19 protein-coding genes and 1 tRNA gene are annotated in these 22809 nt (G+C 36.5%); 6 read left to right on the top strand and 14 right to left on the bottom strand.

All coding sequences use genetic code 11. From position 1 onward, the window contains the following. The first annotated feature begins 131 nt into the window (after nt 1–131). From QWY87_RS00330 to QWY87_RS00315, 4 genes are all read left to right on the top strand, one after another. On the top strand, nt 132–746 hold the full coding sequence (locus QWY87_RS00330) for a flavin reductase (protein WP_290287241.1): 615 nt from the start codon (nt 132–134) through the stop codon (nt 744–746). Nucleotides 747–764: 18 nt separating this feature from the next. Next, nucleotides 765–1961: a M20 family metallopeptidase gene (locus QWY87_RS00325; RefSeq protein ID WP_290287240.1), complete on the top strand. Its 1197-nt coding sequence runs from the start codon at nt 765–767 to the stop codon at nt 1959–1961. Further along, a complete protein-coding gene (locus tag QWY87_RS00320) occupies nt 1958–2998 on the top strand; it encodes a DUF1611 domain-containing protein (protein ID WP_290287239.1) in 1041 nt (346 codons plus the stop codon). The genes QWY87_RS00325 and QWY87_RS00320 overlap by 4 nt, the downstream gene beginning before the upstream one ends. A 109-nt stretch (nt 2999–3107) precedes the next feature. Further along, entirely contained in the window at nt 3108–3764 is a 657-nt protein-coding gene (locus QWY87_RS00315) for a porin family protein (protein WP_290287237.1), read from the top strand. Here QWY87_RS00315 and QWY87_RS00310 read toward each other — a convergent pair. From QWY87_RS00310 to polA, 12 genes are all read right to left on the bottom strand, one after another. Continuing rightward, complete coding sequence (locus tag QWY87_RS00310; protein WP_290287235.1) at nt 3752–4360, bottom strand: phosphatase PAP2 family protein; 609 nt, start codon at nt 4358–4360, stop codon at nt 3752–3754. The genes QWY87_RS00315 and QWY87_RS00310 overlap by 13 nt on opposite strands. 3 nt (nt 4361–4363) lie before the next feature. Next, the gene (gene rpoN / locus QWY87_RS00305) at nt 4364–5818 is read right to left on the bottom strand and encodes an RNA polymerase factor sigma-54 (protein WP_290287233.1); all 1455 of its coding nucleotides are present in this window, start codon (nt 5816–5818) and stop codon (nt 4364–4366) included. A 75-nt stretch (nt 5819–5893) separates the two neighbouring features. Then, nucleotides 5894–7327: an asparagine--tRNA ligase gene (asnS, locus tag QWY87_RS00300; RefSeq protein WP_290287232.1), complete on the bottom strand. Its 1434-nt coding sequence runs from the start codon at nt 7325–7327 to the stop codon at nt 5894–5896. 54 nt (nt 7328–7381) lie between these two features. Next, the gene (gene rfbA / locus QWY87_RS00295; RefSeq protein ID WP_290287231.1) at nt 7382–8242 is read right to left on the bottom strand and encodes a glucose-1-phosphate thymidylyltransferase RfbA; all 861 of its coding nucleotides are present in this window, start codon (nt 8240–8242) and stop codon (nt 7382–7384) included. A gap of 15 nt (nt 8243–8257) precedes the next feature. Next, complete coding sequence (locus QWY87_RS00290) at nt 8258–10627, bottom strand: efflux RND transporter permease subunit (protein ID WP_290287230.1); 2370 nt, start codon at nt 10625–10627, stop codon at nt 8258–8260. A 100-nt stretch (nt 10628–10727) separates the two neighbouring features. Continuing rightward, nucleotides 10728–11282, bottom strand: a complete 555-nt coding sequence (gene frr, locus QWY87_RS00285) for a ribosome recycling factor (RefSeq protein ID WP_290287228.1) — start codon at nt 11280–11282, stop codon at nt 10728–10730. A gap of 12 nt (nt 11283–11294) precedes the next feature. Further along, nucleotides 11295–12002: a UMP kinase gene (pyrH, locus tag QWY87_RS00280; RefSeq protein WP_290287226.1), complete on the bottom strand. Its 708-nt coding sequence runs from the start codon at nt 12000–12002 to the stop codon at nt 11295–11297. Nucleotides 12003–12192: 190 nt separating this feature from the next. Next, nucleotides 12193–13011, bottom strand: coding sequence for a translation elongation factor Ts (gene tsf / locus QWY87_RS00275; RefSeq protein ID WP_290287224.1), 819 nt, complete (start codon nt 13009–13011; stop codon nt 12193–12195). A gap of 46 nt (nt 13012–13057) precedes the next feature. After that, nucleotides 13058–13906: a 30S ribosomal protein S2 gene (rpsB, locus tag QWY87_RS00270; protein WP_290287223.1), complete on the bottom strand. Its 849-nt coding sequence runs from the start codon at nt 13904–13906 to the stop codon at nt 13058–13060. A 157-nt stretch (nt 13907–14063) separates the two neighbouring features. Next, nucleotides 14064–14450, bottom strand: coding sequence for a 30S ribosomal protein S9 (rpsI, locus tag QWY87_RS00265; RefSeq protein WP_290287221.1), 387 nt, complete (start codon nt 14448–14450; stop codon nt 14064–14066). A gap of 1 nt (nt 14451) precedes the next feature. After that, on the bottom strand, nt 14452–14907 hold the full coding sequence (gene rplM, locus QWY87_RS00260) for a 50S ribosomal protein L13 (protein WP_290287219.1): 456 nt from the start codon (nt 14905–14907) through the stop codon (nt 14452–14454). Between the two features lie 293 nt (nt 14908–15200). Beyond that, nucleotides 15201–18035 carry a DNA polymerase I gene (gene polA / locus QWY87_RS00255; protein WP_290287218.1) on the bottom strand — a complete coding sequence of 945 codons (2835 nt, stop codon included), beginning with the start codon at nt 18033–18035 and terminating at the stop codon, nt 15201–15203. A 151-nt stretch (nt 18036–18186) separates the two neighbouring features. On the opposite strand from polA, the gene QWY87_RS00250 reads away from it, so the two are divergent. After that, complete coding sequence (locus QWY87_RS00250; RefSeq protein ID WP_290287216.1) at nt 18187–18483, top strand: thioredoxin family protein; 297 nt, start codon at nt 18187–18189, stop codon at nt 18481–18483. A gap of 218 nt (nt 18484–18701) precedes the next feature. On the opposite strand, the gene QWY87_RS00245 is transcribed toward QWY87_RS00250, so the two are convergent. Both QWY87_RS00245 and QWY87_RS00240 read right to left on the bottom strand, forming a co-directional pair. After that, the gene (locus QWY87_RS00245; RefSeq protein WP_290287213.1) at nt 18702–19340 is read right to left on the bottom strand and encodes a polysaccharide deacetylase family protein; all 639 of its coding nucleotides are present in this window, start codon (nt 19338–19340) and stop codon (nt 18702–18704) included. Nucleotides 19341–19406: 66 nt separating this feature from the next. Then, nucleotides 19407–22487 (bottom strand): glycosyltransferase family 117 protein, encoded by a 3081-nt coding sequence (locus tag QWY87_RS00240; RefSeq protein ID WP_290287212.1) that lies wholly within the window; start codon nt 22485–22487, stop codon nt 19407–19409. Nucleotides 22488–22644: 157 nt separating this feature from the next. Between QWY87_RS00240 and QWY87_RS00235 the strand changes: the two genes are divergently transcribed. After that, nucleotides 22645–22715 (top strand) — tRNA-Gln (locus tag QWY87_RS00235). Nucleotides 22716–22809 lie beyond the last annotated feature (94 nt).

The raw sequence follows: 22809 nt of genomic DNA, 5'->3' as shown, positions 1-22809 counted from the left end.
ATGTCAGCCATAGGTTGACATCTTTTTTTTGCGTTTATGTCATTGGTAAATTAAGGGTCGTAAAAGTTGTTTTAAGCTGTCTTTTTCACTAACTTTAAGTCATAGGGTTTTGATTAAAATGAAGCAGTATTATGCAAGAAAAAGATCCTTTTAAAGATTTCATTTCTTTAGATGTTAAAGAATCAATTTGGGAACACTTTTATACAGTAGCTCCATTGGTAGTTATTGGCACAAAAGAAGACAATGGATTTGATCTCGCCCCTAAACATATGGCCACTCCACTGGGCTTCTCAGATTTTTTTGGCTTTGTTTGCACACCACGACACAATACTTATCACAATATCAAAAAGAGTCAACGGTTTTCAGTCAGTTTTGTAAAACCAGATCAAATCTTATTGTCATCTTTAGCTGCAATGCCCAGATGTGCAGTTAAAGATTTTCCAACAGAAATTACAAATCAAATTCCAACCGTGACAAGTGATGATGGGGGAGCCATTTTTCTTAGAGATTCCTATGTAATGCTCGATTGCAGTTCTTATAAAATAATAGATGGCTTTGATGACTATAGTTTGATAACCGGAAAGATTAATAAAGCTAAGGTTCATAAGAATTATAAAATCGTATCAAACGAGGGGAACCAAAAACAGATTTATGATCATCCTTTACTGGCTTATATAGCACAAGGAAGATTCGCGAGTATTAAGGAAACATTGAGTTATCCTTATCCAAAAGATTTTAAGAGATAAGGCAAAAAACAGTTTGGCATGAAGGTTACTACCGCTAAACATATTGAAGCATTTTTAAAAGCGCATCAAGAAGAAATGATCGACTTTTTAAAAAGACTTGTGACATGTGAAAGCCCTTCTCATGATCCTGAATCCCAAAAAGAAATCATGAAAATTTTAAAGGAAACGCTTGAATTTCTTGGTTTTGAGGCACAGGTTTTTCCTGGTAAGAAAACGGGAGGTTTTCTTTATGCAAGGCCCAAAACGCATAAAAAAGGAGCAGCTGTTCAATTGATGGTGGGGCATTGCGATACAGTTTGGAAAAAACACACCCTAGAAAACATGCCGATTCATGATTCAGAAGAGAGGTTGTCTGGTCCTGGCGTATTTGATATGAAAGCGGGGATCACGCAAATGATATTCGCGATAAAGGCACTTAAAGAACTGGAAATAGAATGCAATGTGAGTCCCATGGTTCTGATTAATTCAGATGAAGAAATTGGAAGTTTCGAATCGTCAAATACGATTAAGAGAATTGCGAGAATAGCCTGTAGGGCGTTTATTCTAGAACCTCCTCTTGGATTTGAAGGGAAGTTAAAGACCGCACGTAAGGGGATAGGAAAATTCACGCTTAATGTAACAGGCAAGCCTGCACATGCAGGTCTTAATCCAGATGAAGGAGTTAGTGCCATAATAGAGTTGTCCCATCATATTCAGGATCTTTTCAAGCTAAATGATTTCAAAAAGGGAATCACGGTGAATGTTGGAATGATACAGGGTGGATCATCAGCCAATGTAATTGCTGAAGAAAGTCAAGCAATAGTGGATGTTAGGGTTCACAATATGGAAGATGCTTCCTTTATTGAAAGGGAAATCCTCAACTTAAAACCAAAGCATAAAGGAGTAAGCCTTAAAATTGATGGAGGATTTGGAAGGCCACCAATGGAAAGGACCCTAAGGAATCAAAAGTTATGGTTATTGGCCAGGGATATAGCTGAAAACATGAGTTTGACGCTTGATCAGGCCACAGCAGGAGGCGGATCAGATGGTAATACAACGAGTTTATATACCGCAACACTTGACGGGCTTGGTACTGTTGGAGATGGAGCCCATGCTCGGCATGAATTTATTTTCAAAGACAAACTAATTGAAAGAACAACCTTGCTTGCTATGTTATTGTCAGCCGAGAATATTGAAGAAGAATTGAGAGTAGAACCTAAAAATAAAATAGCATGAATTCAAATTATATATTTTCATCCCTACTAAGAATAAGCGACTTGGATAAAAGGCCCTTTGAAGTCAAGAAACTTGAAAAAATCAAATGGAAGACGGGTGACTACGTGGTGGGTAAAATCACCAACCCTGGTGACGATAGAATGAAGATAGAGCTGATTAACGGAAGGATGCGAAGCTTTATGAAAGAGGATCTGGTGGTGGGTGCATTAGGAGAACGATATGCAACCCTGGAGGCCACAGGTTCATGGAGAGAAGTAGAAGAGGATGGTATAATGCATTTGCTCACTGGAGGAGGTTTGCTTGGCAAGTGCACTTCTAAATCGGTTTACCTTCCGAATTTAATTGAAATAGAATACGCAGGTCATGTCATCAGAGATGAAGAGGTTTGTAAAATGGATGATTTTGTAGCAAAAGTCCCTTATAAAAAATTCGAGCTACCTGTGATCTTGTTGGTTGGTACGTCAATGTCTGCAGGGAAAACCACTGTAGCCAGAATTATTGTGAATCAGTTAAAAAGAGCTGGCCTCAAAATTGTAGCAGGTAAATTGACAGGAGCCAGCAGGTTTCGGGATACTTTATCTTTAAAAGACGTAGGGGCCAGTCATATTTTTGATTTTGTAGATATTGGTTTGCCATCATCGATCTATCCAAGAGAAAAATTCAGAAAAAAACTCAGACAGCTATTGAGTCAGATTTATGAAATAAAGGCAGATGTAGCCGTAATTGAGTTGGGCGCTTCTCCCTTAGAACCTTATAACGGAGATATTGCTTTTGAAGAACTTAAAGACTGTATTAAATGCACAGTATTGTGTGCTTCTGACCCTTACGCAGTTTATGGGGTAATGAAAAGTTTTAAACTTAGACCTGATATCGTTAGTGGTATTGCAACAAATACCTATGCAGGTTCTGATTTGATAGAAAAACTTTGTGGGGTTAAGGCACTGAATTTGATTGATCCTGAAACGGCGCAAGAACTGAGGAGAATTCTTTCAGAAAAATTGGGCATGTCATTACATAAAATGACCAAAGCTTTTTAAGCATTGAATTATATAACATTCTATATTTTTTGTGTGATAATAAAGCCTAAAACTGGTTTTGGGAATTCTACTTTAAATAAGTTACCTTTGATTTTCTCAATAAAGTGCTATGCGTAAGATCGCCATATTATTCCTACTTTTTACCGGTTTTATTCAAGCTCAGAAAGACAGTACTTTTGTGGATAATAAGTATCTGGAAGACCAGTTATATTTCAACCTTACTTATATTCATATGTTAAATTTACCGGATAGGATTTCTCAATCTGGTTTCTCCTTTGGACTTGGCGGGGGCTTTATCAAAGATTTTCCTTTGAGTAAGAAGCGCAACATAGGATTAGGCGCAGGCCTTGGATATGGCTTTAATAATTATTATTTTAATGTTGAATTAGACGTAGCTACCCCAAATGAAACGGAAGTAAAGCTTAAAAACAATAAAATCATATTGCATACCCTTGAGCTGCCAATTGAATTAAGGTTTCGAAATTCAACCGCATTGAAATATAAGTTTTGGCGATTTTATCCTGGAATAAAATTAGCCTACGTTTTCGCAAACAATACAAGTTTTGGCAAAACGGAAGATTTTGACGTGAGTGAAATTATCGAGATTAATGATTTCATTTACGGACTGACTTTTTCTGCCGGTTATAATAAATGGAATTTACACTTGTATTACGGTTTAAACAACTTGTTCAACGAAACAGGAGTGAACAATTATGACATCAATATTAGTGACTTCAGAATAGGCCTTATATTCTATATATTCTGATAAATCTGAAAGCTTATGACTTGTGAAATGAGCCCTAGAACAAACCCAATATAAACTTCTTTTGGTCTGTGCGCATTTAAGGCCAGTCTGGAAACGCCTATCAATCCAGCGAGAATAAATAATCCTGCCAGCAGCGAATTAAAATTTAATCGGTATTCGTAACTCATCACCATTACAAATCCAATGATACCGCCAATTCCTAAAGTGTGAAGGCTGGTTTTGATCTTAATATTAAATAATAAATAGGTAAAACTCAGCGCAAAGGCGACACCAAAAAAGGAAAAAGCTAATAAATCAGCTATCTGGGTGCTAACCATTGCCCGCCCAAGAAGAAATGAAAGCATTATAAAAAATAGAACAGGAAATTTTCGTTCTTCAATATTTCTCAGGTGATAATCACTGATCATGTTGAACCTTTTCAATATGGCCAGTAAGAGTATGGGAATGATATAAGTACTCACAAAAACAATGAGCAAAATGATATATTCTTGTTCTTTTAGGATATGTTTCGGGCTCAGATATAAATACAGGAAGCTTCCCAAAAATGAAAACAACAATGGGTGAAATACATAAGAGATGAGTTTATATATAAACATATACTAAAGAATCTTTTTTCTAAGTCGGGCTACCGGAATATCCAATTGTTCACGATATTTAGCAACCGTTCTTCGGGCGATAAGATAGCCACTTTCTTTTAATACGCTTGATAATTTTTCATCTGTAAGCGGTTTCTTCTTGTCTTCTTTCTCGATCTCATTCTGAAGAATCTTTTTGATTTCTCGTGTTGAGATGTCTTCACCTTGATCATTTTTCATCGATTCTGAGAAAAACTCTTTAACCAATTTCGTGCCATAAGGCGTATCAACATACTTGCTATTTGCAACCCTTGACACGGTTGAAACATCCATATGAATTTGATCAGCAATGTCTTTTAAGACCATCGGTCTCAATTTCCTTTCATCACCGGTGAGCAAAAACTCCTGTTGATAATGCATGATAGCATTCATTGTTATCATCAGCGTTTGTTGTCTTTGTTTAATGGCATCGATAAACCATTTCGCGGCATCTAATTTTTGCTTGATAAAAAGAACCGCATCTTTTTGAGATTTTGATTTATCCTTAGATTCTGAATAACCCTTAAGCATATTATCATATTCTCTTGATATATGCAGATCCGGGGCGTTTCTGGCATTCAAACTCAATTCTAAAACACCTTCATTTATCCGTATGGTAAAGTCTGGAACTATATGTTCTATTAAAGTCAAATTACCCGAGAAGGCTCCTCCCGGCTTAGGATTTAGTTTCTCGATTTCCTTGATTGCTCCCTTGAGCTCTTCCATGTTAATGTTGAACTTCTGCGCTAATTTGGCATAGTGTTTTTTAACAAATTGATCAAAAGAGGTATTTAGAATTTCTTTGGCCAAGACACGTTCTTTATTTTCTTCTTTTCGATCTAATTGAAGAATCAAACATTCTTTTAAAGATCTGGCTCCTACTCCTGCCGGATCTAATTGTTGCACCAGAAACAATATTTTTTCAACTGCTTCAGGTGTTGTATAAATGTTTTCCGAAAAGGCCAGGTCATCAATAATATCTTCAATAGTACGTCTTATATAGCCATTGTCATCAATACAGCCTACCATAAACTCAGCAATATACTCTTGCTCAGCGTCAAGACTAAAAGTATGAAGTTGGTTGCTTAAATGTTGGTTAAAAGTGATGCCACCAGAATAAGGAATTCGATTGTCTTCGTCATCACTGCTGTAATTGTTTGCTTGTAACTTGTAGCTTGGAATCTCGTCATCACTCAGATAATCATCGATGTTTATATCCGTCTCAATGGTTTCGGTCCCGGTATCATCATAATCCTCCTCATTTGAATCCTGAAATTCATCTGTTGCTTCCTTACCGCTTTCCAGCGCAGGATTTTCCTCAATTTCCTGACTGAGCTTTTGTTCAAAAGCCTGCGTAGGTAATTGTATCAACTTCATCAATTGAATCTGTTGAGGCGATAATTTCTGTTGTAATTTTTGTTGTAAACTTTGTCTTAACATACGAAATTTTACTTCCATCCTAAGTTACAAAAAAAGAACTTCTAAAAGGATTGTAGCACAATTAACAAACAACCACTAGAATTCAGCACTTTGAGGTGCTCTAGGGAACGGAATCACGTCTCTTATGTTGCCCATACCTGTGGCGAACTGCACCATTCTTTCAAATCCCAGGCCAAAACCGGAATGAACTGCAGTTCCAAATTTTCTTAAATCAAGATACCACCAAAGTTCCTTTTCATCAATTCCTAGTGCCTTGATTTTTTCGATCAGCACATCCAGTCTTTCCTCTCTTTGGCTTCCCCCAACGATCTCTCCAATCCCAGGAAATAGCACATCCATGGCTCTTACCGTTTTACCATCGTCATTCAGACGCATATAGAATGCTTTGATGTTTGCCGGGTAGTCAAATAAAATCACCGGTGATTTGAAGTGTTTTTCAACTAAAAATCTTTCATGTTCGCTTTGAAGATCAGCACCCCATTCATTGATAGGGAATTTGAATTTTTTCTTTTTATTCGGTTTGGAATTTTTAAGGATATCAATGGCCTCGGTGTAGCTCACTCTTTTGAAATTGTTGTCAATAACAAACTTTAATTTCTCCCTTAAAGGCATGTCACTTCTCTCAATAGCAGGCTTGCTTTTTTCTTCGTCGATCAGTCTTTTTTCAAGAAATTCAAGATCGTCCTTACAATGTTCCAAAATATAGCCAAGAATATATTTGATAAAATCTTCACTTAGGTCCATGTTTGCGTCAAGATCATTGAATGCAACCTCAGGTTCAACCATCCAAAATTCAGCCAAATGTCTGGAAGTGTTTGAGTTCTCAGCCCTAAACGTTGGTCCGAATGTATATACCTTTCCTAAGGCCATAGCATAGGTCTCTGCTTCTAGTTGCCCGGAAACAGTTAGATTTGTTTCCTTACCGAAAAAATCTTCCTTAAAATCTATTTTTCCGTCTTCTGTCAGGGGTGGATTTTTTTTGTCTAAGGTTGAAACGCTGAACATTTCACCGGCTCCTTCTGCATCTGATCCTGTAATGATCGGGGCGTGAAAATTATGAAAACCGTTAGTGATAAAATACTGATGGATTGCAAAAGACAATATTGATCGAATGCGCATTACTGCACTGAAAGTATTGGTACGAATTCTTAGATGCGCATTTTCACGCAAAAATTCCATACTGTGTTTCTTAGGTTGAATCGGATACTCATCTGGGTTGGAAGCACCCAATATGATGATTTCTGACACTTGAATTTCAACAGATTGTCCTTTTCCCTGGCTTTCTACCAAAACCCCTTTAATATCAAGAGCAGCTCCTGTATTGATCTGTTTCAATACTTCTTCAGGAGTGTTTTCAAAATCAATAACACATTGAATGTTTTTGATAGTTGAGCCATCGTTTAAAGCAATAAATCGGTTGCTTCTAAATGTTTTAACCCATCCTTTAATTTGAATTTCCTGTAATATATGTTTAGCCTCTAATAATTCAGCTATGCTTAAGTTTTGCATCCTTAAAATTTTGGTGGCAAAGATACGTAAAGCGTTAAAATTGGGAAAGTTTAATTATTTTAATATTTCCAGTAAATATTGACCGTAACCACTTTTTAACAATGGTTCTGCCACCGCCTTTAGTTGCTCCGCGCTAATGAACCCTTTTCTATAGGCTATTTCTTCGATACAACCGATTTTAAGCCCTTGTCTTTCTTCGATAACCTGTACAAACTGTTGTGCCTGAATCAGTGAGGAGAAGGTTCCTGTATCAAGCCAGGCCGTTCCACGACCCAACTGGGCTACTCTCAAATTACCATCCTCAAGATAGGCATTGTTAATGTCCGTTATTTCATATTCACCTCTTTTTGAAGGCTTGACATTTTTAGCTTTGGCCACCACAGTATTGTCGTAAAAGTAAACACCTGGAACAGCATAATTTGATTTAGGCTTGTCTGGCTTTTCTTCAATGGAGATTGCCTTAAAATCATCATCAAACTCAACAACTCCATAACGTTCAGGATCATTGACATGATAGGCAAAAACAACACCACCTTCAGGAGAAGCTGCTTTTTTCAGTCTTCTTTCTAAATCAGCACCATAAAAGATATTATCCCCGAGTATAAGTGCCACATCATCGTCACCGATAAAACTTTCACCTATTACAAACGCCTGGGCCAGACCGTTTGGAATTTCCTGAACTGCGTATTCAAATCGACATCCCAAATTTTTACCATCTCCCAATAACCTTTCGAATAAAGGAAGGTCATTAGGTGTAGAAATGATCAGAATTTCATTTATGCCGGCCAACATCAATACCGAAAGAGGGTAGTAGATCATTGGTTTGTCATAAATCGGCATTAACTGCTTGCTCACGGCCAGCGTTAAAGGGTGTAATCTTGTTCCACTTCCTCCTGCTAGAATAATTCCTTTCATAGTGTATTGATAATTTTAGTTTTCTTCATCTTCTTTTGGGATGATAGAAATAGCTGGTTTTTTTAGTGTTTTTTTGTTCGCTATTCTCGATTCTAATGAAAGTAATAACGATGGCAACAGTAATAAATTAGACACCATTGCAAAAAGCAGTGTCACGGAAACCAGACCACCAAGGGCAATTGTTCCACCAAAACTTGATACGGTGAAAACAAGGAATCCGAAAAACAAAACAATGGATGTGTAGAACATACTCACTCCGGTTTCTCTCAATGCTGCATATACTGATTTTCTGACATTCCATTTATGCGCAACAAGTTCTTGCCTGTATTTGGCCAGGAAATGAATCGTATCATCTACCGAGATACCAAAGGCAATACTAAATACCAATACAGTTGAAGGTTTTATCGGAACACCGAGATAACCCATTAATCCCGCAGTAATCAACAAGGGCAGGATATTTGGAACCAGTGATATGATGATCATTTTATAAGACTTGAACATCCAAGCCATGAATAAAGAGATCAGAAAAATGGCTAATGACAGTGAAATCACCAGGTTCTTAACAAGGTAATTCGTTCCTTTTAAGAAAACGAGTGCTTTTCCTGTGAGAGAAACATCATAACGTTCGCTCGGAAAAACCTGATCAACCTTTGTTTGAATACGATTTTCAATATTCTCCATTCTCTCGGTCCCGATGTCTTTCATGAAGGTTGTTATCCTTGCATACTGACCTGTTGAATCAACAAAATTCTTTAATTGATCAGATGTAGCATCGGAGTTTTTAGTATAGGCAAGAATAAAGTTTTTTTCTTGCTCAGTAGGAAGTTGATAATACTTTGGGTTACCATTATAAAACGCCTGCTTAGAATACTTTACCATGTTCAAGATTGAAAGAGACTTTGACAATTCAGGAATTTCCTCAATCTCTTCATCTAGCTTGTTCATCCGTTTTAAAGTAGCAAGACTCATGACACCATTTTTTCGTTTGGTATCAATTAAAATTTCCAAAGGCATAATACCGCCAAATTCCTGTTCGAAGAAGACAATATCCTTGTAGAATTGCTTTCCTTTAGGCATGTCTTCAATTAAACTTCCTGAGACCCGGATCATATAAACACCAATGATGCTTGCTACAATAATACATACGGTAGAAACATAAATGGCTATTCGATGATGTCTTACCGTATTTTCCATCCAATTGACAATAGCATCAATCCATTTTCTTTCAAGATGACGGAGATGCTTGTCCTTGGGTTTATGCATAAAACTATAAATGATCGGAATGATCAATAAAGACAAGACAAAAATGGCCAATATATTGATAGAAGCTATAATACCAAATTCGTTTAGTAACTGGCTATTTGTAAAAATAAATGTGGCAAAACCAGATGCCGTGGTTATGTTGGTCATCAAGGTTGCGTTCCCAATCTTTGAAATGACACGTTGTAATGACTTGGCTTGATTTCCGTGTTTTTTAACCTCCTGCTGGTATTTATTGATCAGGAAGATGGCATTTGGAACTCCAATAACAATGGTTAAGGGAGGAATAAGCGCCATTAAAACAGATATTTCATATTCGAACCAGCCAATAAATCCTAAAGCCCATACAACCCCTATACTCACAACTGTCATCGTGATAAATGTGGCCCTGTATGACCTGAAGAACAACCAAAAAATAAGCGAAGTAACAAACAAAGCGAGACCGACAAAAATACCAATTTCATCTATGATGTTTTGGGCATTCATGGTTCGGATATAAGGCATTCCAGATACCCTGACATCTAAGCCAGTATCCTTTTCAAAGGCCTCAACGTAAGGATTCAGTACTTCAAAAACAAAGCGTTCTCTCTTTTTAGTATTGACAATAGCCTTGTCAAGATAAATTGCCGTTTGAACGGTGCCTGTTTCTTTATTAAAGAGGAGGTTGTCAAAAAAAGGAAGCTTTTCAAATAATTCGTCTCGGATTGCGGCCACTTCTTCATCAGACTGAGGTACGTTTTCGTAGATCGGTTCTGTGATGAATTTTTGATTTTTTTTATCCTTCTTGAGTTTTTTAATGTCCCCGATCGAAACTGAAAAATCAACCTCTGGATAGGAGTCGAGTTTATGGGAGAATTCATTCCATTTATTAAAATTATCGACTTGGAATAAACTGGAATCCTGAACTGCCAATATGATCATGTTCCCTTCTTCACCAAAGATGTCAAGAAAGTGGTCATATTTAATATTTTCCTCGTGATCTCTGGGCAGAAGATTCGCTTCGGAATGTGAAAATTTAATATTCTGAATCTTCGTTCCAAGGAAAACCGTAACCAGCGCAAGAACAATAAGAATAAAAATTCTTTGCTTTAGGATAAACCGGGATACAACTTGCCAAAAATTCATAAATAAAGGTATTTAAAGCTTACAGCCTTATTTGTAATCAACATTATCTTGAAATTTTTGAGCCTGGTTAAACCAAAAAGTTGATAATTGAATAATCTGATTAAACTTTCATGATTTCTCTCTCCTTAATGATATAAAGATCATCAACCTTTCTGATGTATTCATCAGTTAAATCTTGAACATCTTGTTCAGTGTTCTTAAGAAGGTCTTCCGAAATATCCAATTTTTTCAATTCGTTATTGGCATCTTTTCGATCATTTCGAATACTAACTTTAGCATGTTCACCTTCAGATTTGGCATGTTTAGCCAATTCTCTTCTTCTTTCCTCGGTTAAGATGGGAACATTGATAATAATGCTCTCACCATTATTCATAGGATTAAACCCAAGATTTGCGGTAAGTATGCCTTTTTCAATTTCTGGGATGAGTTGCTTTTCCCAAGGTTGAACAGTAATTGTGTGCGCATCAATAGTGTTCACATTTGCCACCTGACTTAAGGGGGTTAAAGAGCCATAGTACTCAACTTTTACACCACTTAACATAGACGGAGTTGCTTTTCCAGCTCTGATGTTTACAAATTCTGCTTCTAAATGATGGATAGCGCTTTCCATCTGTTCTTTAGTCGAATCGATAATAAATTGAACTTCCTCATTCATGATAATAAAGATTTATGAATTAACCAATGTTCCAACATTTTCACCTGAGACAATTTTCATCAGGTTTCCTTTTTTGTTCATGTCAAAGACAATGATGGGCAGATCGTTTTCTTCACTCAATGTAAATGCTGTCATATCCATAACCTTCAGATCTTTGCTCATGACTTCCTTAAAGGTAATATTTTCAAATTTAATTGCCGAGGCATCTTTTTCAGGATCAGATGTGTAAATACCATCTACACGCGTTCCTTTAATGATAACATCAGCACCAATCTCAATAGCTCTTAAAACTGCAGCGGTGTCAGTAGTAAAATAAGGGTTTCCGGTTCCTCCGCCAAAAATTACAACACGGCCTTTTTCCAAATGTCTTACAGCCCTTCTTTTAATAAAGGGTTCTGCAATTTGTTTCATTTCTATTGAAGTAAGTAGTCTAGTCTGTAAATCAGCCTCTTCTAAGGCACTTTGCAATGCTAACCCATTAATAATGGTAGCGAGCATTCCCATATAGTCTCCTTGAACCCTGTCCATCCCATTGCTGGCTCCGGCAAGGCCTCTAAAGATGTTACCACCACCTATAACGATGGCAACTTCAATACCTTTAGCTAGAATATTTTTTATTTCTGAGGCATATTCGGCTAGTCTAACCGGATCGATACCGTAGTTTCTGTCGCCCATTAAGGCTTCACCACTTAACTTTAAAAGAATTCTTTTATATTTCATAGATAACTTTGTGAGATGTGCAAATATAATAAATTATACCAATGATAAATTCAAGTTATTAAGATAAAATATACTGACAATATAGACGCTTATTAGATATGCTTTCTGTCAGTTATAAAGAATAAGCTTCAGTTTAAAGCAAAAAAAAACCCTGGATAAATCCAGGGTTTATATAATATGATTAAAGAGATTAACCTAAGGCTACTCTTTTAAAATCTACAACTTCAACATCGCCAATAGACTTCACGTATTTGGCAACACTTACTTTGCTGTCTTTAATGAAATCTTGATTTACCAAAGTATTGTCTTTGAAAAAACGCTTAATTTTTCCTTCAGCGATTTTATCAAGCATAGCTTCTGGCTTACCTTCCTGACGTAATTGATCTTTTGCAATTTCGATTTCTTTGTCAATTACTGATTGATCAACACTATTTTCGTTAAGCGCTAATGGGTTCATTGCAGCAGCTTGCATAGCAACATCCTTAGCAACTTCTTCAGCACCATCAACTTTAGCAGATAAACCAACTATCGTAGCGATCTTTCCTGAATGAATATAAGATCCTACAAAAGGAGCAGATATTTTTTCAAATGCAGAAAGCTCAATTTTTTCACCGATTACACCTGTTTGTTCAATCAATTTTTCCTGAACCGTAATCCCGCCAAAATCAGCATTCATTAACGCTTCTTTAGAAGAACTGTTTAATGCTCTTTGAGCTAATTCTTTGGCTAGGTTTACGAAAGATTCGTTTTTACCAACGAAATCAGTTTCACAACCTAAAACAATTACAGCACCTTCAGTGTTGTCTGCATTTACTATTGCAATTGCAGCACCTTCAGTTGATTCTCTGTCTGCTCTCTTGGCAGCAACTTTTTGACCTTGTTTACGTAAAATTTCAATAGCTAAATCAAAATTACCTTCAGCCTCTACTAAGGCTTTTTTGCAGTCCATCATACCTGCACCGGTAGTTTTTCTTAAATTATTTACTTCAGCAGCTGTTATTTTCGTCATCTTATTCTATGTTTAATCGTTATTGCATTAATAACAAGTTCTACAATTATTTTTCTTCCTTTGGTGCTTCAGCAGTTTCAGGGGCAACTTCTTCTGTTGCTTTCACTGCAGGAGCTACAGGTTCTGCAGGGGCTACGGTTTCTGCCGGAGCAACTGGAGTTGCAGCAGCAGCTTTAGCAGCTGGAGCGGCTTCCTGTTCTTTACTTTTCTTTCTGTCAGCTAATCCTTCAGTGATTGCTGTAGTTAGATAAGAAAGTACCTTTTCAATTGATTTGGATGCATCATCATTTGAAGGAATTACATAATCAATTGGTCTTGGATCAGAGTTCGTGTCGACCATCGCAAAAATTGGAATGTTTAATTTTTGTGCTTCAGCAACTGCGATGTGCTCTCTTTTAATATCAACTATTAAAATTGCACCTGGTAAACGCGTCATATCTACAATAGAACCTAAATTCTTTTCTAGTTTTGCTCTTTGACGATTGATTTGTAGTTTTTCCCTTTTTGATAATGCTTCAAAAGAACCATCTTTCTTCATTCTATCAATGTAGGCCATTTTTTTAACGGCTTTTCTGATTGTAACGAAGTTAGTTAGCATACCACCTGGCCAACGCTCAGTGATAAAAGGCATGTTAACTTCTTTTGCTTTGTCAGAAACGATGTCTTTTGCTTGTTTTTTGGTAGCAACAAATAATATTTTTCTACCAGAAGCTGCAATTTTTCCTAAAGCTGAACCGGCTTCGTCAATTTTTGCAGCAGTTTTGTATAAATCGATGATATGAATTCCTTTACGCTCAGTATAAACATAAGGAGCCATGTTTGGATTCCATTTTCTTGTAAGGTGTCCGAAGTGTACACCAGAATCAATTAAATCTTTTATTTCTATGTTTGCCATTTTGTTTTAGTTTACGTTCCGTGGGTTTTCGCAATAATTAAGTAGTCATGATAAATTATGGATCTTAATTATTTGGATGCTAGACTTGTACGACAACTGTTTTATTCTTTTTTACTTTTCTCTTCTTATCCAAAACAAATTGAATAAGTTTCCAATATTAACGTTTAGAGAATTGGAATTTCTTACGAGCTTTCTTCTGACCGAATTTCTTACGTTCAACCATTCTTGGATCTCTTGTAAGTAAACCTTCAGGCTTTAAAACCGTTCTGTGTTCTGCATCAATCTCAACTAAAGCTCTGGTAATAGCCAATCGGATAGCCTCAGCTTGTCCTGTAATTCCTCCACCAAATACCTTAGCTTTAATATCATAAGCTTCTAAATTTTCAGTAAGAGTTAAAGGTTGAAGAACCTTGTATTTAAGTGTATCAGTTGTAAAATAACTATCATAAGATTTGTCATTTACAGTGATATTTCCTTTTCCTTCTGAAAGATATACTCTAGCAACAGCGGTTTTTCTTCTACCAATTTTGTGAATAGTCTCCATATTACTTGATATCATTTAGGTTAATAACTTTTGGCTTTTGTGCTTCTTGTTGATGTTCACCTCCAGTATATACATAAAGGTTTCTAAACAAGGCACTTCCAAGTTTGTTTTTAGGTAACATACCTTTTACAGCTTTTTCTACAACTCTACTTGGGCTTTTCCCAAATAATTCAATAGCAGAAAGCGTTCTCTGTCCACCCGGGTATCCAGTATGACGAACGTAAGTTTTGTCATTCCATTTGTTTCCGGTTAATTTGATCTTCTCAGCGTTGATGATAACTACATTGTCACCGCAATCAACGTGAGGTGTAAAGTTAGGTTTGTGTTTCCCTCTGATAAGTTTTGCAACCTTTGAGGCCAAACGCCCTAACACTTCTCCTTCAGCATCTACCACTAGCCATTCCTTGTTCACGGTCGCTTTGTTGGCTGATACTGTTCTGTAACTTAATGTGTTCACACGTATTTATTAAAATTAAACATTCCTTCTCTTCAGTTCAAAGAGTTTGCAAAAGTACAACTATTTATTTATTCTGCAAGCACGATATTGGGATATTTTATTAAAGAGAAGTTGAGTCCAAATTATTTAGAATTAGACCAATAGGGAGAATTTCAAACCATATTTAACAATGATCCTGAAATACAATAATAAAAGACCGTGGTTTCACTCCCAATCATTGAATGGGTGAGAACTGAGGGGTTGAGAACTGAAGGGTTCGCAGGTGAGGCCTTCACCTGCGAACCCTTCAGTAATTAATGCGCTTCAAGCCAATTGTTTCCCTGACCCAGATCAACGGTTAAAGGGATAGACATTTTATATGCATTTTCCATTGTATCTTGAATAATCGGTTTTAAAATATCCATTTCATCACAATGTATATCAAAGACCAATTCATCATGAACTTGCAATAACATTTTTGATTTGTAAGCACCTGTTTTTAGCAGTTTATGAATTTGAATCATTGCTATTTTGATAATATCAGCAGCACTTCCCTGAATAGGGGCGTTAACTGCATTACGTTCATCAGCCGAACGAACTATAGCATTTCTGGAATTTATATTTTTTAGATACCTCCGCCTTCCAAGAATGGTTTCAACATAGCCATGATCTCTTGCAAAGTCAATTTGTTTTGCTATATATGACTTCAAGGTGGGGTAGGTTTCATAATAGGTTTCGATTAATTCTTTGGCCTCAGACCTGCTCAAATCAGTTTGTTGACTCAAGCCAAAAGCAGAGACGCCATAGATGATTCCAAAATTAACCGTCTTTGCATAACTTCGTTGTTCTTTTGTTACTTCATCTAATGCCACTTGAAAAACTTTGGCTGCTGTAGATTTGTGAATGTCTTCTCCTCTTATAAAAGAAGATTTCATTTCTTCATCGCCACTCATTTCGGCAATAAGTCTTAGTTCAATTTGAGAATAATCTGCAGCTAAAAGAGTGTAATTTTTATCTCTTGGAATAAAGGCTTTTCTCACCTGTTTCCCCCGCTCAGTCCTTATGGGTATATTCTGCAGGTTAGGGTTGTTCGAGCTCAATCTGCCGGTAGCAGCTACAATTTGACTATAAGTGGTATGGACTCTTCCAGAAGTGGCATTCACTTCGTTAGGTAATGAATCGATGTAGGTGTTTTTCAATTTAACGAGGCCTCTCCATTCCAGTATATTCTTTACAATGGGGTGTTTGGCTGCCAGTTTAGAAAGCACTTCTTCACCTGTAGCATACTGACCTGTTTTTGTCTTTTTGGGCTTTTCAATTAATTTCATTTTCTCAAAGAGAACCACACCTAATTGTTTGGGAGAAGCAAGGTTGAAATCTGTGTCGGCTTCTTTGTATATTAAATTTTCTAAATGTTCTATATCATGACTTAGGTCGCTTGATAAAGACTTAAGGAAATTCTTATCCAAATTGATGCCTTCCATTTCCATAGAAGCAAGCACATCGACCAAAGGAATCTCGATATCTTTAAATAAGCTGGTCAATGAATTTTTCTCTAATTCTTTTTCAAACAGTTGTTTCAACTGCCATGTGATGTCAGCATCTTCCGAAGCATATTCGGTTTGCTCCTCAAGAGCAACATCTCGCATCGATCCTTGGTTCTTTCCTTTTTTCCCGATCAACGCTTCTATAGGGATAGGTGTATAGTGCAAATAGGTCTCCGATAAGACTGTCATATTGTGTCTCATATCAGGATTGATCAAATAATGCGCAATCATGGTATCGAACAAAGGCCCGTTTACATCCATTGCGTAATTTTTCAAAACCTTGATGTCGTATTTCAGGTTTTGGCCTATTTTCTCAATTTTTTCATCTGAAAAGAAAGGTCTAAACCTTTCAAGAACGATTTGAGCTTCTTCATTATTTTCAGGAACAGGAACATAATATCCTTTCCCCTTTTCATATGAAAAAGCGATTCCTACTAGTTTTGCTTCAAGCGTGTTTAAACTTGTGGTTTCTGTATCAAAACATACCGAGTTTTGCTTCAGTAATTTTTTAAGCAATAATTGTTGTGAAAATTCTGTAGCAACAGATTGATAAAAATGATCCTTATTTTCTGCTTTTTGGTATCCACCGGATTGCGCTGAAGTGGCTGATTCATTCGCTGCTACTGCTGCTGAGAACATGTCGAGTTGATGACCTGTTTCAGGATCTGTAGTTGTAACTTTCTCAGTAACCGTTTTAGGAATCTCAACATATTGATCTGTTTTAAAGATTCTTTGTAAATTTTCCAGAGCCCTTCTGAATTCAAGATCTTGAAATATCTCTGTAACTTTTTCAATATCAGGCGTATTCAATTCAAAATTTTCTTCATGAAATTCAACAGGGCAATCAAGCATAATGGTGGCGAGTTCTTTTGAAAGAATTCCTAATTCTTTATTAGCCTCAACTTTTTCTTTCATTTTGCCTTTCAGCTCATGCGTGTTTTCGAGCAGCACTTCCATGCTGCCGTATTGTTTGAGAAATTTTTTGGCGGTCTTTTCACCTACTCCAGGTAAGCCGGGAATGTTATCAACTGAATCCCCCATCATACCTAAAAAATCGATCACTTGTTTTGGATCCTCAATTTCAAATTTTTCTTTTACCCTATCAACATCCCAAATTTCAATGCCGTTACCCATTCGTGCCGGTTTATACATCACAACATTTTCTGTGACCAACTGAGCAAAGTCTTTATCGGGTGTCACCATAAATGTTTTATAACCTGCCTTTTCTGCCTGAACTGATAAGGTTCCAATGAGGTCATCGGCTTCATATCCTTCTAATTCAACTATGGGAATATGCATGGCCTTAAGGATTTCATGTATGTAGGGAACTGCAATTTTGATCGCTTCAGGTGTTTCTAGTCTGTTTGACTTGTATTCAGGAAATGCTTCAGTTCTTTGGTGTGAACCGCCTTTGTCAAAGGCTACTGCCAAATGATCCGGTTTTTCACGCCTGATTACATCTAAAAGAGAATTTGTGAACCCCATAATGGCTGAGGTATCCATTCCTTTTGAATTGATTATAGGATTCTTAATAAAAGCATAGTAACCCCGAAAGATCAGGGCGAAAGCGTCAAGTAAAAAAAGTCTTTTTTGTTCGGCCATTAAAAATAGTTTAGATCAATGTAAAAGTACAAATTTGTATATGTCGTTTGAAAAAATATTAAAATAATTGCTAAATCGTTAATTTTTTGGACTTTATAAATTTTGTTAGATAAAATACTATATTTGTAAGTATAGAATTAAAAACTTAAGTATGACTAAGTTTGGAGAATTAATTGGTTCAAGAATCCCCACCCTGATCGATTTTTACGCAGACTGGGAGGGAGAAAATACGAATTTGCACTCTATTCTGCGTGATGTAGCTGCAGCGCTTGGAGATAAGGCAAAAGTTGTAAAGATTGATGTCTCTAAAAACGAGACATTGGCAGCAGCCTTGCGTATTAAAGGCAACCCTACATTCATTATTTATAAGAATGGCGAAATGAAATGGCGACAGACCGGGCAACAAGACGCTAATACTTTGATTAGTCTGGTGGAACAGTATGTTTGATTCAGTTGATTGAAGATTGAAGATTGAAGATTGAAGATTGTCGATTTAAGATTTTTGATATTCTATTTCTACAGAATATCAAACATTATTTATAAGAAAGATTTAGGATTAAAAAAGCAGCAACTACCTCTGTTTAGATATAAAATCTTAGATTAAAAATCTCCAATCCCTGCCTCGCCGCCAGGCGGATTAAACCAATACTTATCGGGCCAACTCTATCAAAGAGCCTTAAACTTATATCCTTTCTGTGTAAAATGTTCTAATACCTTGGGAAGTACATAATCAAGGTTTTTAAATGATTTATCACTGTCGTGAAAAACGACAATGCTACCATTATTAATGTGTTTGATTGTATGCTCCAAACAGGCTTTCTTGCTCAGACCCTGGTCAAAGTCACCGCTTAAAACGTCCCACATAATAATTTTATACCCTTTTTTACGAAGTATTCTGGCTTGCATGGGTCTTATTCTACCATGAGGAGGTCTAAAAAGCTTATTGCCCTGTTTATCTGAAGCATCCTGCAGATAGGATTCAGCTTTTAGAATATTTTTCACATATTTAGTAGTTGGTGTTTTCCATCCCTGTAAATGATTAAAGGTGTGATTACCTATGCTGTGGTTTTTATCCTTTATTTCCAGGTAAATATGAGGGTATTTTTTAATGTTCTCACCCACACAAAAGAAAGTAGCCTTGGCATTAAATTTTTCAAGCGTTTCAAGAACCCAGGGTGTAAATTCAGGTACCGGACCATCGTCAAATGTGAGATAAATCTCTTTTTCATTCGTTTTGATTCGCCATGAATAATTACTAAAAAATTTTTGCACCAATCTAGGTGTTTTTACAAGATAAGATCTCATTTGATATTATGTATTAAAAACATGTAGGGGGTAAACCCAAGATACAAAAAAAAGGCTAAATGTGATTTATTCCTCAAGCACTTCCTCTAAAAGTGTTACAGACGTCATGAACTCATCTTTAAGCTTACCTGAATATTCTTCAGTGTCGTATTCCACTGCGGTGGCAATAATGTATTTATATAGATCCAGTGTCCCTTCAAGGTCGCCAAAATTTTGTGTCAGCTCATAAGAGCTTAACCCACTGTAGAAAAAGATTCTTTCTTTGAAGTTTTTGATTAAATAATCTACTATTATTCTTGCTTTTTCAGGTCTGTCTATAAGATAATACGATTCAATATGGCCAATGACCAATCTGAAATAACCATAAGATTCCATTGGCATTTTTTCCATTGACATGTCTAAAATCTCCTCAGCCCTGACAAAATCTTTTTCCTTGATAAATTCATCAGCCAACCTGCCTAAACTGTTTCTAAACGAGATCCCATTTTTCCTTGTTTCAGGATCAAAATAGATATCTCCATTAGAGTTTTTCCAAGACCATTTCTTGACATTTGCATACATTGTTTCCGTATCAATTCTCCCCATGTCCATAAAACTCTTTTGAGAAATGGGAGTTTTAATCGGAACGAACCTATAAGCAAGACCATCAAGTTGTAGGTAGTCTTTTAGCCAGATATACTCCTCGGCTGCTTGAGCTCCACCAGTAAAATATAAAGGTCTTTCCCAGTTGTTATTCGCTAAGATATCAAGCATCAGGATCCGGTTTTTGATCAATGCAGATTCTGCTATTTGAATATCTATATAAGGCTCTATCAAGGCTGAATCTTTTTCGGCAACAATACCATTTCTAAGAACCGCCTCCTTGTCTACCATGATCCTTAATTTTGTTGTAGGATATACTTTTTCAGGATGACCGTTTTCTTCAAAATCAATCATAGTTCTGCTGTCTTTACTCTGTATCCATTTCATAAAGAACTTGATATCCATGATAGAATCCTTGAATTGCGGAAATGCGTATGGATAATAATAGGCAACGTCGAGAGAGCCTTCTTTATAATCACTATGGCTCAATTGTGAAGGAATAGGATCGGCCTTGTAGGTCTTTCTTTTTTGCTGGTCAATATACCAGTCCTTAGCAAATAAACTCGTGTTGATAAGCTTGATATCTGTTCTGTAATCTTCTACTTCCTGCATATACCAAAGCGGAAAGGTGTCATTATCACCGATGGTAAACATAATCGCATTTTCCTGACACGAATCCAAATATGATTTTGCATTGTTCCAGGTAGTATATTTTCCTGATCGATCATGGTCATCCCAATTCTCATTGGCCATTAACACCGGAACGGCCAGCAGGCAAACAAATGATAATGCTATAGGCATCACAGTCGATTGTATTTTGGACTTAAATTTTTCATAGATGGCTAAAACTCCGAAGCCTATCCATACGGCAAAAACATAAAACGAACCAACTACTGCATAATCCCTTTCTCTGGGTTCAAAGGGTTTTGGATTGGTATAGAAAACGATAGCCAGTCCTGTAAAAGCAAAGAAGAGAAGCAGAATATAAAAATTATTTATGTCTCTTTTCAAATGAAAGATTAGCCCGATAAGTCCTAAGATAAGCGGGAGGAAATAATATTTATTTCTCCCTTTATTTTCTGTTATTTCACTTGGAAGATTTTTTTGAGAACCAAGTCTCAATTCGTCAATTTGATCAATTCCACTAAGCCAATTACCATGGTTATCCAGATTACCCTGTATATCATCTTGCCTTCCTGCAAAATTCCACATGAAATATCGACCGTACATATAGCCAAATTGATACCTGGCCATAAAAGTAATGTTCTCACCAAAAGTAGGGCGTCTTTTCGATCTTTGAGGAATACCTGCAACGGCCTTATAATTTTGGACAACCGATGGGGTAGGATCTACCATACGGGGAATGATTCCCTTGTGCTTGCTGTTATAATTTGGTAAAGCATCTTTATAGTTGTTGACTATAATATATTTGCCCGCTTTTTCATCCTTTTCATATTTTGGTTTTGCATCACGATAAGGATTTTCTTTGTCTCTATCTGCAGTTTGAGAATAATAAGAGCCATAGAAAACATTGGCATCGCCATATTGTTCTCTATTGTAATAGGCTAATAATTCTCGGGCACTTGATGGGTTGTTTTCATTTATGGTGGTATCTGCATTGGCTCGAATCGGTAACATTAACCATGAGGAAAAACCAATCATAATAAAAAGAACAGACAAGATTAATAAATTAGCGGTATACAGTTTCTTTTTACGTGTATGTCTGAGGCCAAAATAAAAGAGTGCAACAAGTAGCGTTCCGGCAATAATACTGCCTGAATTAAATGGTAAGCCTAGGGTATTGATAAAAAATAACTCAGAGGCACTAAAGAATCTTAAGGTATAAGGAAACAATAATTTAAAGACAAAAGCCAAGACTAGAATAGCCACTACATTGGCAAGGATAAATTGTTTTAAATTGAGTTCAGGGTATCTTTTATAAATATAAATGAATACGATAGAAGGGATCACCAATAGGGATAATATGTGAACACCAAATGATAAGCCTACTATAAAACTGATGAGTAAAAGCCATTTGTTACCTCGTGGTTTATCCATTTCTGCTTCCCAATGAATGGCCAGCCAAAAGAGCAACGCCATTAAAAAAGAAGACATGGCATAAACCTCTGCTTCTACTGCGCTAAACCAGAAACTATCAGAAAAAGTGTAGGCCAATGCACCAACAAGACCACTTCCAAGGATAGCGATACCGCTACCTTTACTCATTTCACCACTGTTTTTTTCTACAACTTTTTTTGCCAGAGCCGTAATGGTCCAGAAAAGAAAAAGTATCGTGAATGCACTAGCTAAAGCAGACATAAAATTCACCGCCATGGCTATTTGAGACACGTCATTTGTGAACATTGCGAAAAAAGCACCCATCATTTGAAACAAAGGAGCTCCTGGAGGATGCCCTACTTCAAGTTTAACGGATGTGGCAATATATTCACCACAATCCCAATAACTAACTGTTGGTTCAAGTGTTAAGGTATAAGTTAATAGCGCAATACCAAAGGCAAGCCAACCCAGAATGGTGTTGAATTTTTTATAATCAAAAGAAAGCATAGACACGTTTTAAAACTGAGGCGAATTTAGTAAATTAAATGGAAACTGCTTGGAAATAATGGACCTGAGAAAAAAATCAAAAAAACTCTTTTGCCAAACAAAAACTTTGTCTTAAATTTGCGCCTGCTTAATCAAATGAGATTTTGCAGTGAAAAATTGACCCATGGTGTAACGGTAGCACTTCGGTTTTTGGTACCGCCAGTCAAGGTTCGAATCCTTGTGGGTCAACATTAAAGTCAGATAAACTCTCCAATTTCTTGGAGAGTTTTTTTGTTTGGACCTTTTTATCTTTGAGAAATGATTCGCCTGATTATACTTGAAT

The organism is Lutimonas halocynthiae, from assembly GCF_030409835.1.
GTDB classification, from domain to species: Bacteria; Bacteroidota; Bacteroidia; order Flavobacteriales; family Flavobacteriaceae; genus Lutimonas; species Lutimonas halocynthiae.
Note: the sequence above shows the minus strand (reverse complement) of the source record. Positions and strands in the feature narration are given on the sequence as shown.

Bases quoted from the DNA above. Each gene is read 5' to 3' on its own strand.
- QWY87_RS00330 (WP_290287241.1), top strand. From the start codon at position 132: ATGCAAGAAAAAGATCCTTTTAAAGATTTCATTTCTTTAGATGTTAAA.
- QWY87_RS00325 (WP_290287240.1), top strand. From the start codon at position 765: ATGAAGGTTACTACCGCTAAACATATTGAAGCATTTTTAAAAGCGCAT.
- QWY87_RS00320 (WP_290287239.1), top strand. From the start codon at position 1,958: ATGAATTCAAATTATATATTTTCATCCCTACTAAGAATAAGCGACTTG.
- QWY87_RS00315 (WP_290287237.1), top strand. From the start codon at position 3,108: ATGCGTAAGATCGCCATATTATTCCTACTTTTTACCGGTTTTATTCAA.
- QWY87_RS00310 (WP_290287235.1), bottom strand. From the start codon at position 4,360: ATGTTTATATATAAACTCATCTCTTATGTATTTCACCCATTGTTGTTT.
- rpoN (WP_290287233.1), bottom strand. From the start codon at position 5,818: ATGTTAAGACAAAGTTTACAACAAAAATTACAACAGAAATTATCGCCT.
- asnS (WP_290287232.1), bottom strand. From the start codon at position 7,327: ATGCAAAACTTAAGCATAGCTGAATTATTAGAGGCTAAACATATATTA.
- rfbA (WP_290287231.1), bottom strand. From the start codon at position 8,242: ATGAAAGGAATTATTCTAGCAGGAGGAAGTGGAACAAGATTACACCCT.
- QWY87_RS00290 (WP_290287230.1), bottom strand. From the start codon at position 10,627: ATGAATTTTTGGCAAGTTGTATCCCGGTTTATCCTAAAGCAAAGAATT.
- frr (WP_290287228.1), bottom strand. From the start codon at position 11,282: ATGAATGAGGAAGTTCAATTTATTATCGATTCGACTAAAGAACAGATG.
- pyrH (WP_290287226.1), bottom strand. From the start codon at position 12,002: ATGAAATATAAAAGAATTCTTTTAAAGTTAAGTGGTGAAGCCTTAATG.
- tsf (WP_290287224.1), bottom strand. From the start codon at position 13,011: ATGACGAAAATAACAGCTGCTGAAGTAAATAATTTAAGAAAAACTACC.
- rpsB (WP_290287223.1), bottom strand. From the start codon at position 13,906: ATGGCAAACATAGAAATAAAAGATTTAATTGATTCTGGTGTACACTTC.
- rpsI (WP_290287221.1), bottom strand. From the start codon at position 14,450: ATGGAGACTATTCACAAAATTGGTAGAAGAAAAACCGCTGTTGCTAGA.
- polA (WP_290287218.1), bottom strand. From the start codon at position 18,035: ATGGCCGAACAAAAAAGACTTTTTTTACTTGACGCTTTCGCCCTGATC.
- QWY87_RS00250 (WP_290287216.1), top strand. From the start codon at position 18,187: ATGACTAAGTTTGGAGAATTAATTGGTTCAAGAATCCCCACCCTGATC.
- QWY87_RS00245 (WP_290287213.1), bottom strand. From the start codon at position 19,340: ATGAGATCTTATCTTGTAAAAACACCTAGATTGGTGCAAAAATTTTTT.
- QWY87_RS00240 (WP_290287212.1), bottom strand. From the start codon at position 22,487: ATGCTTTCTTTTGATTATAAAAAATTCAACACCATTCTGGGTTGGCTT.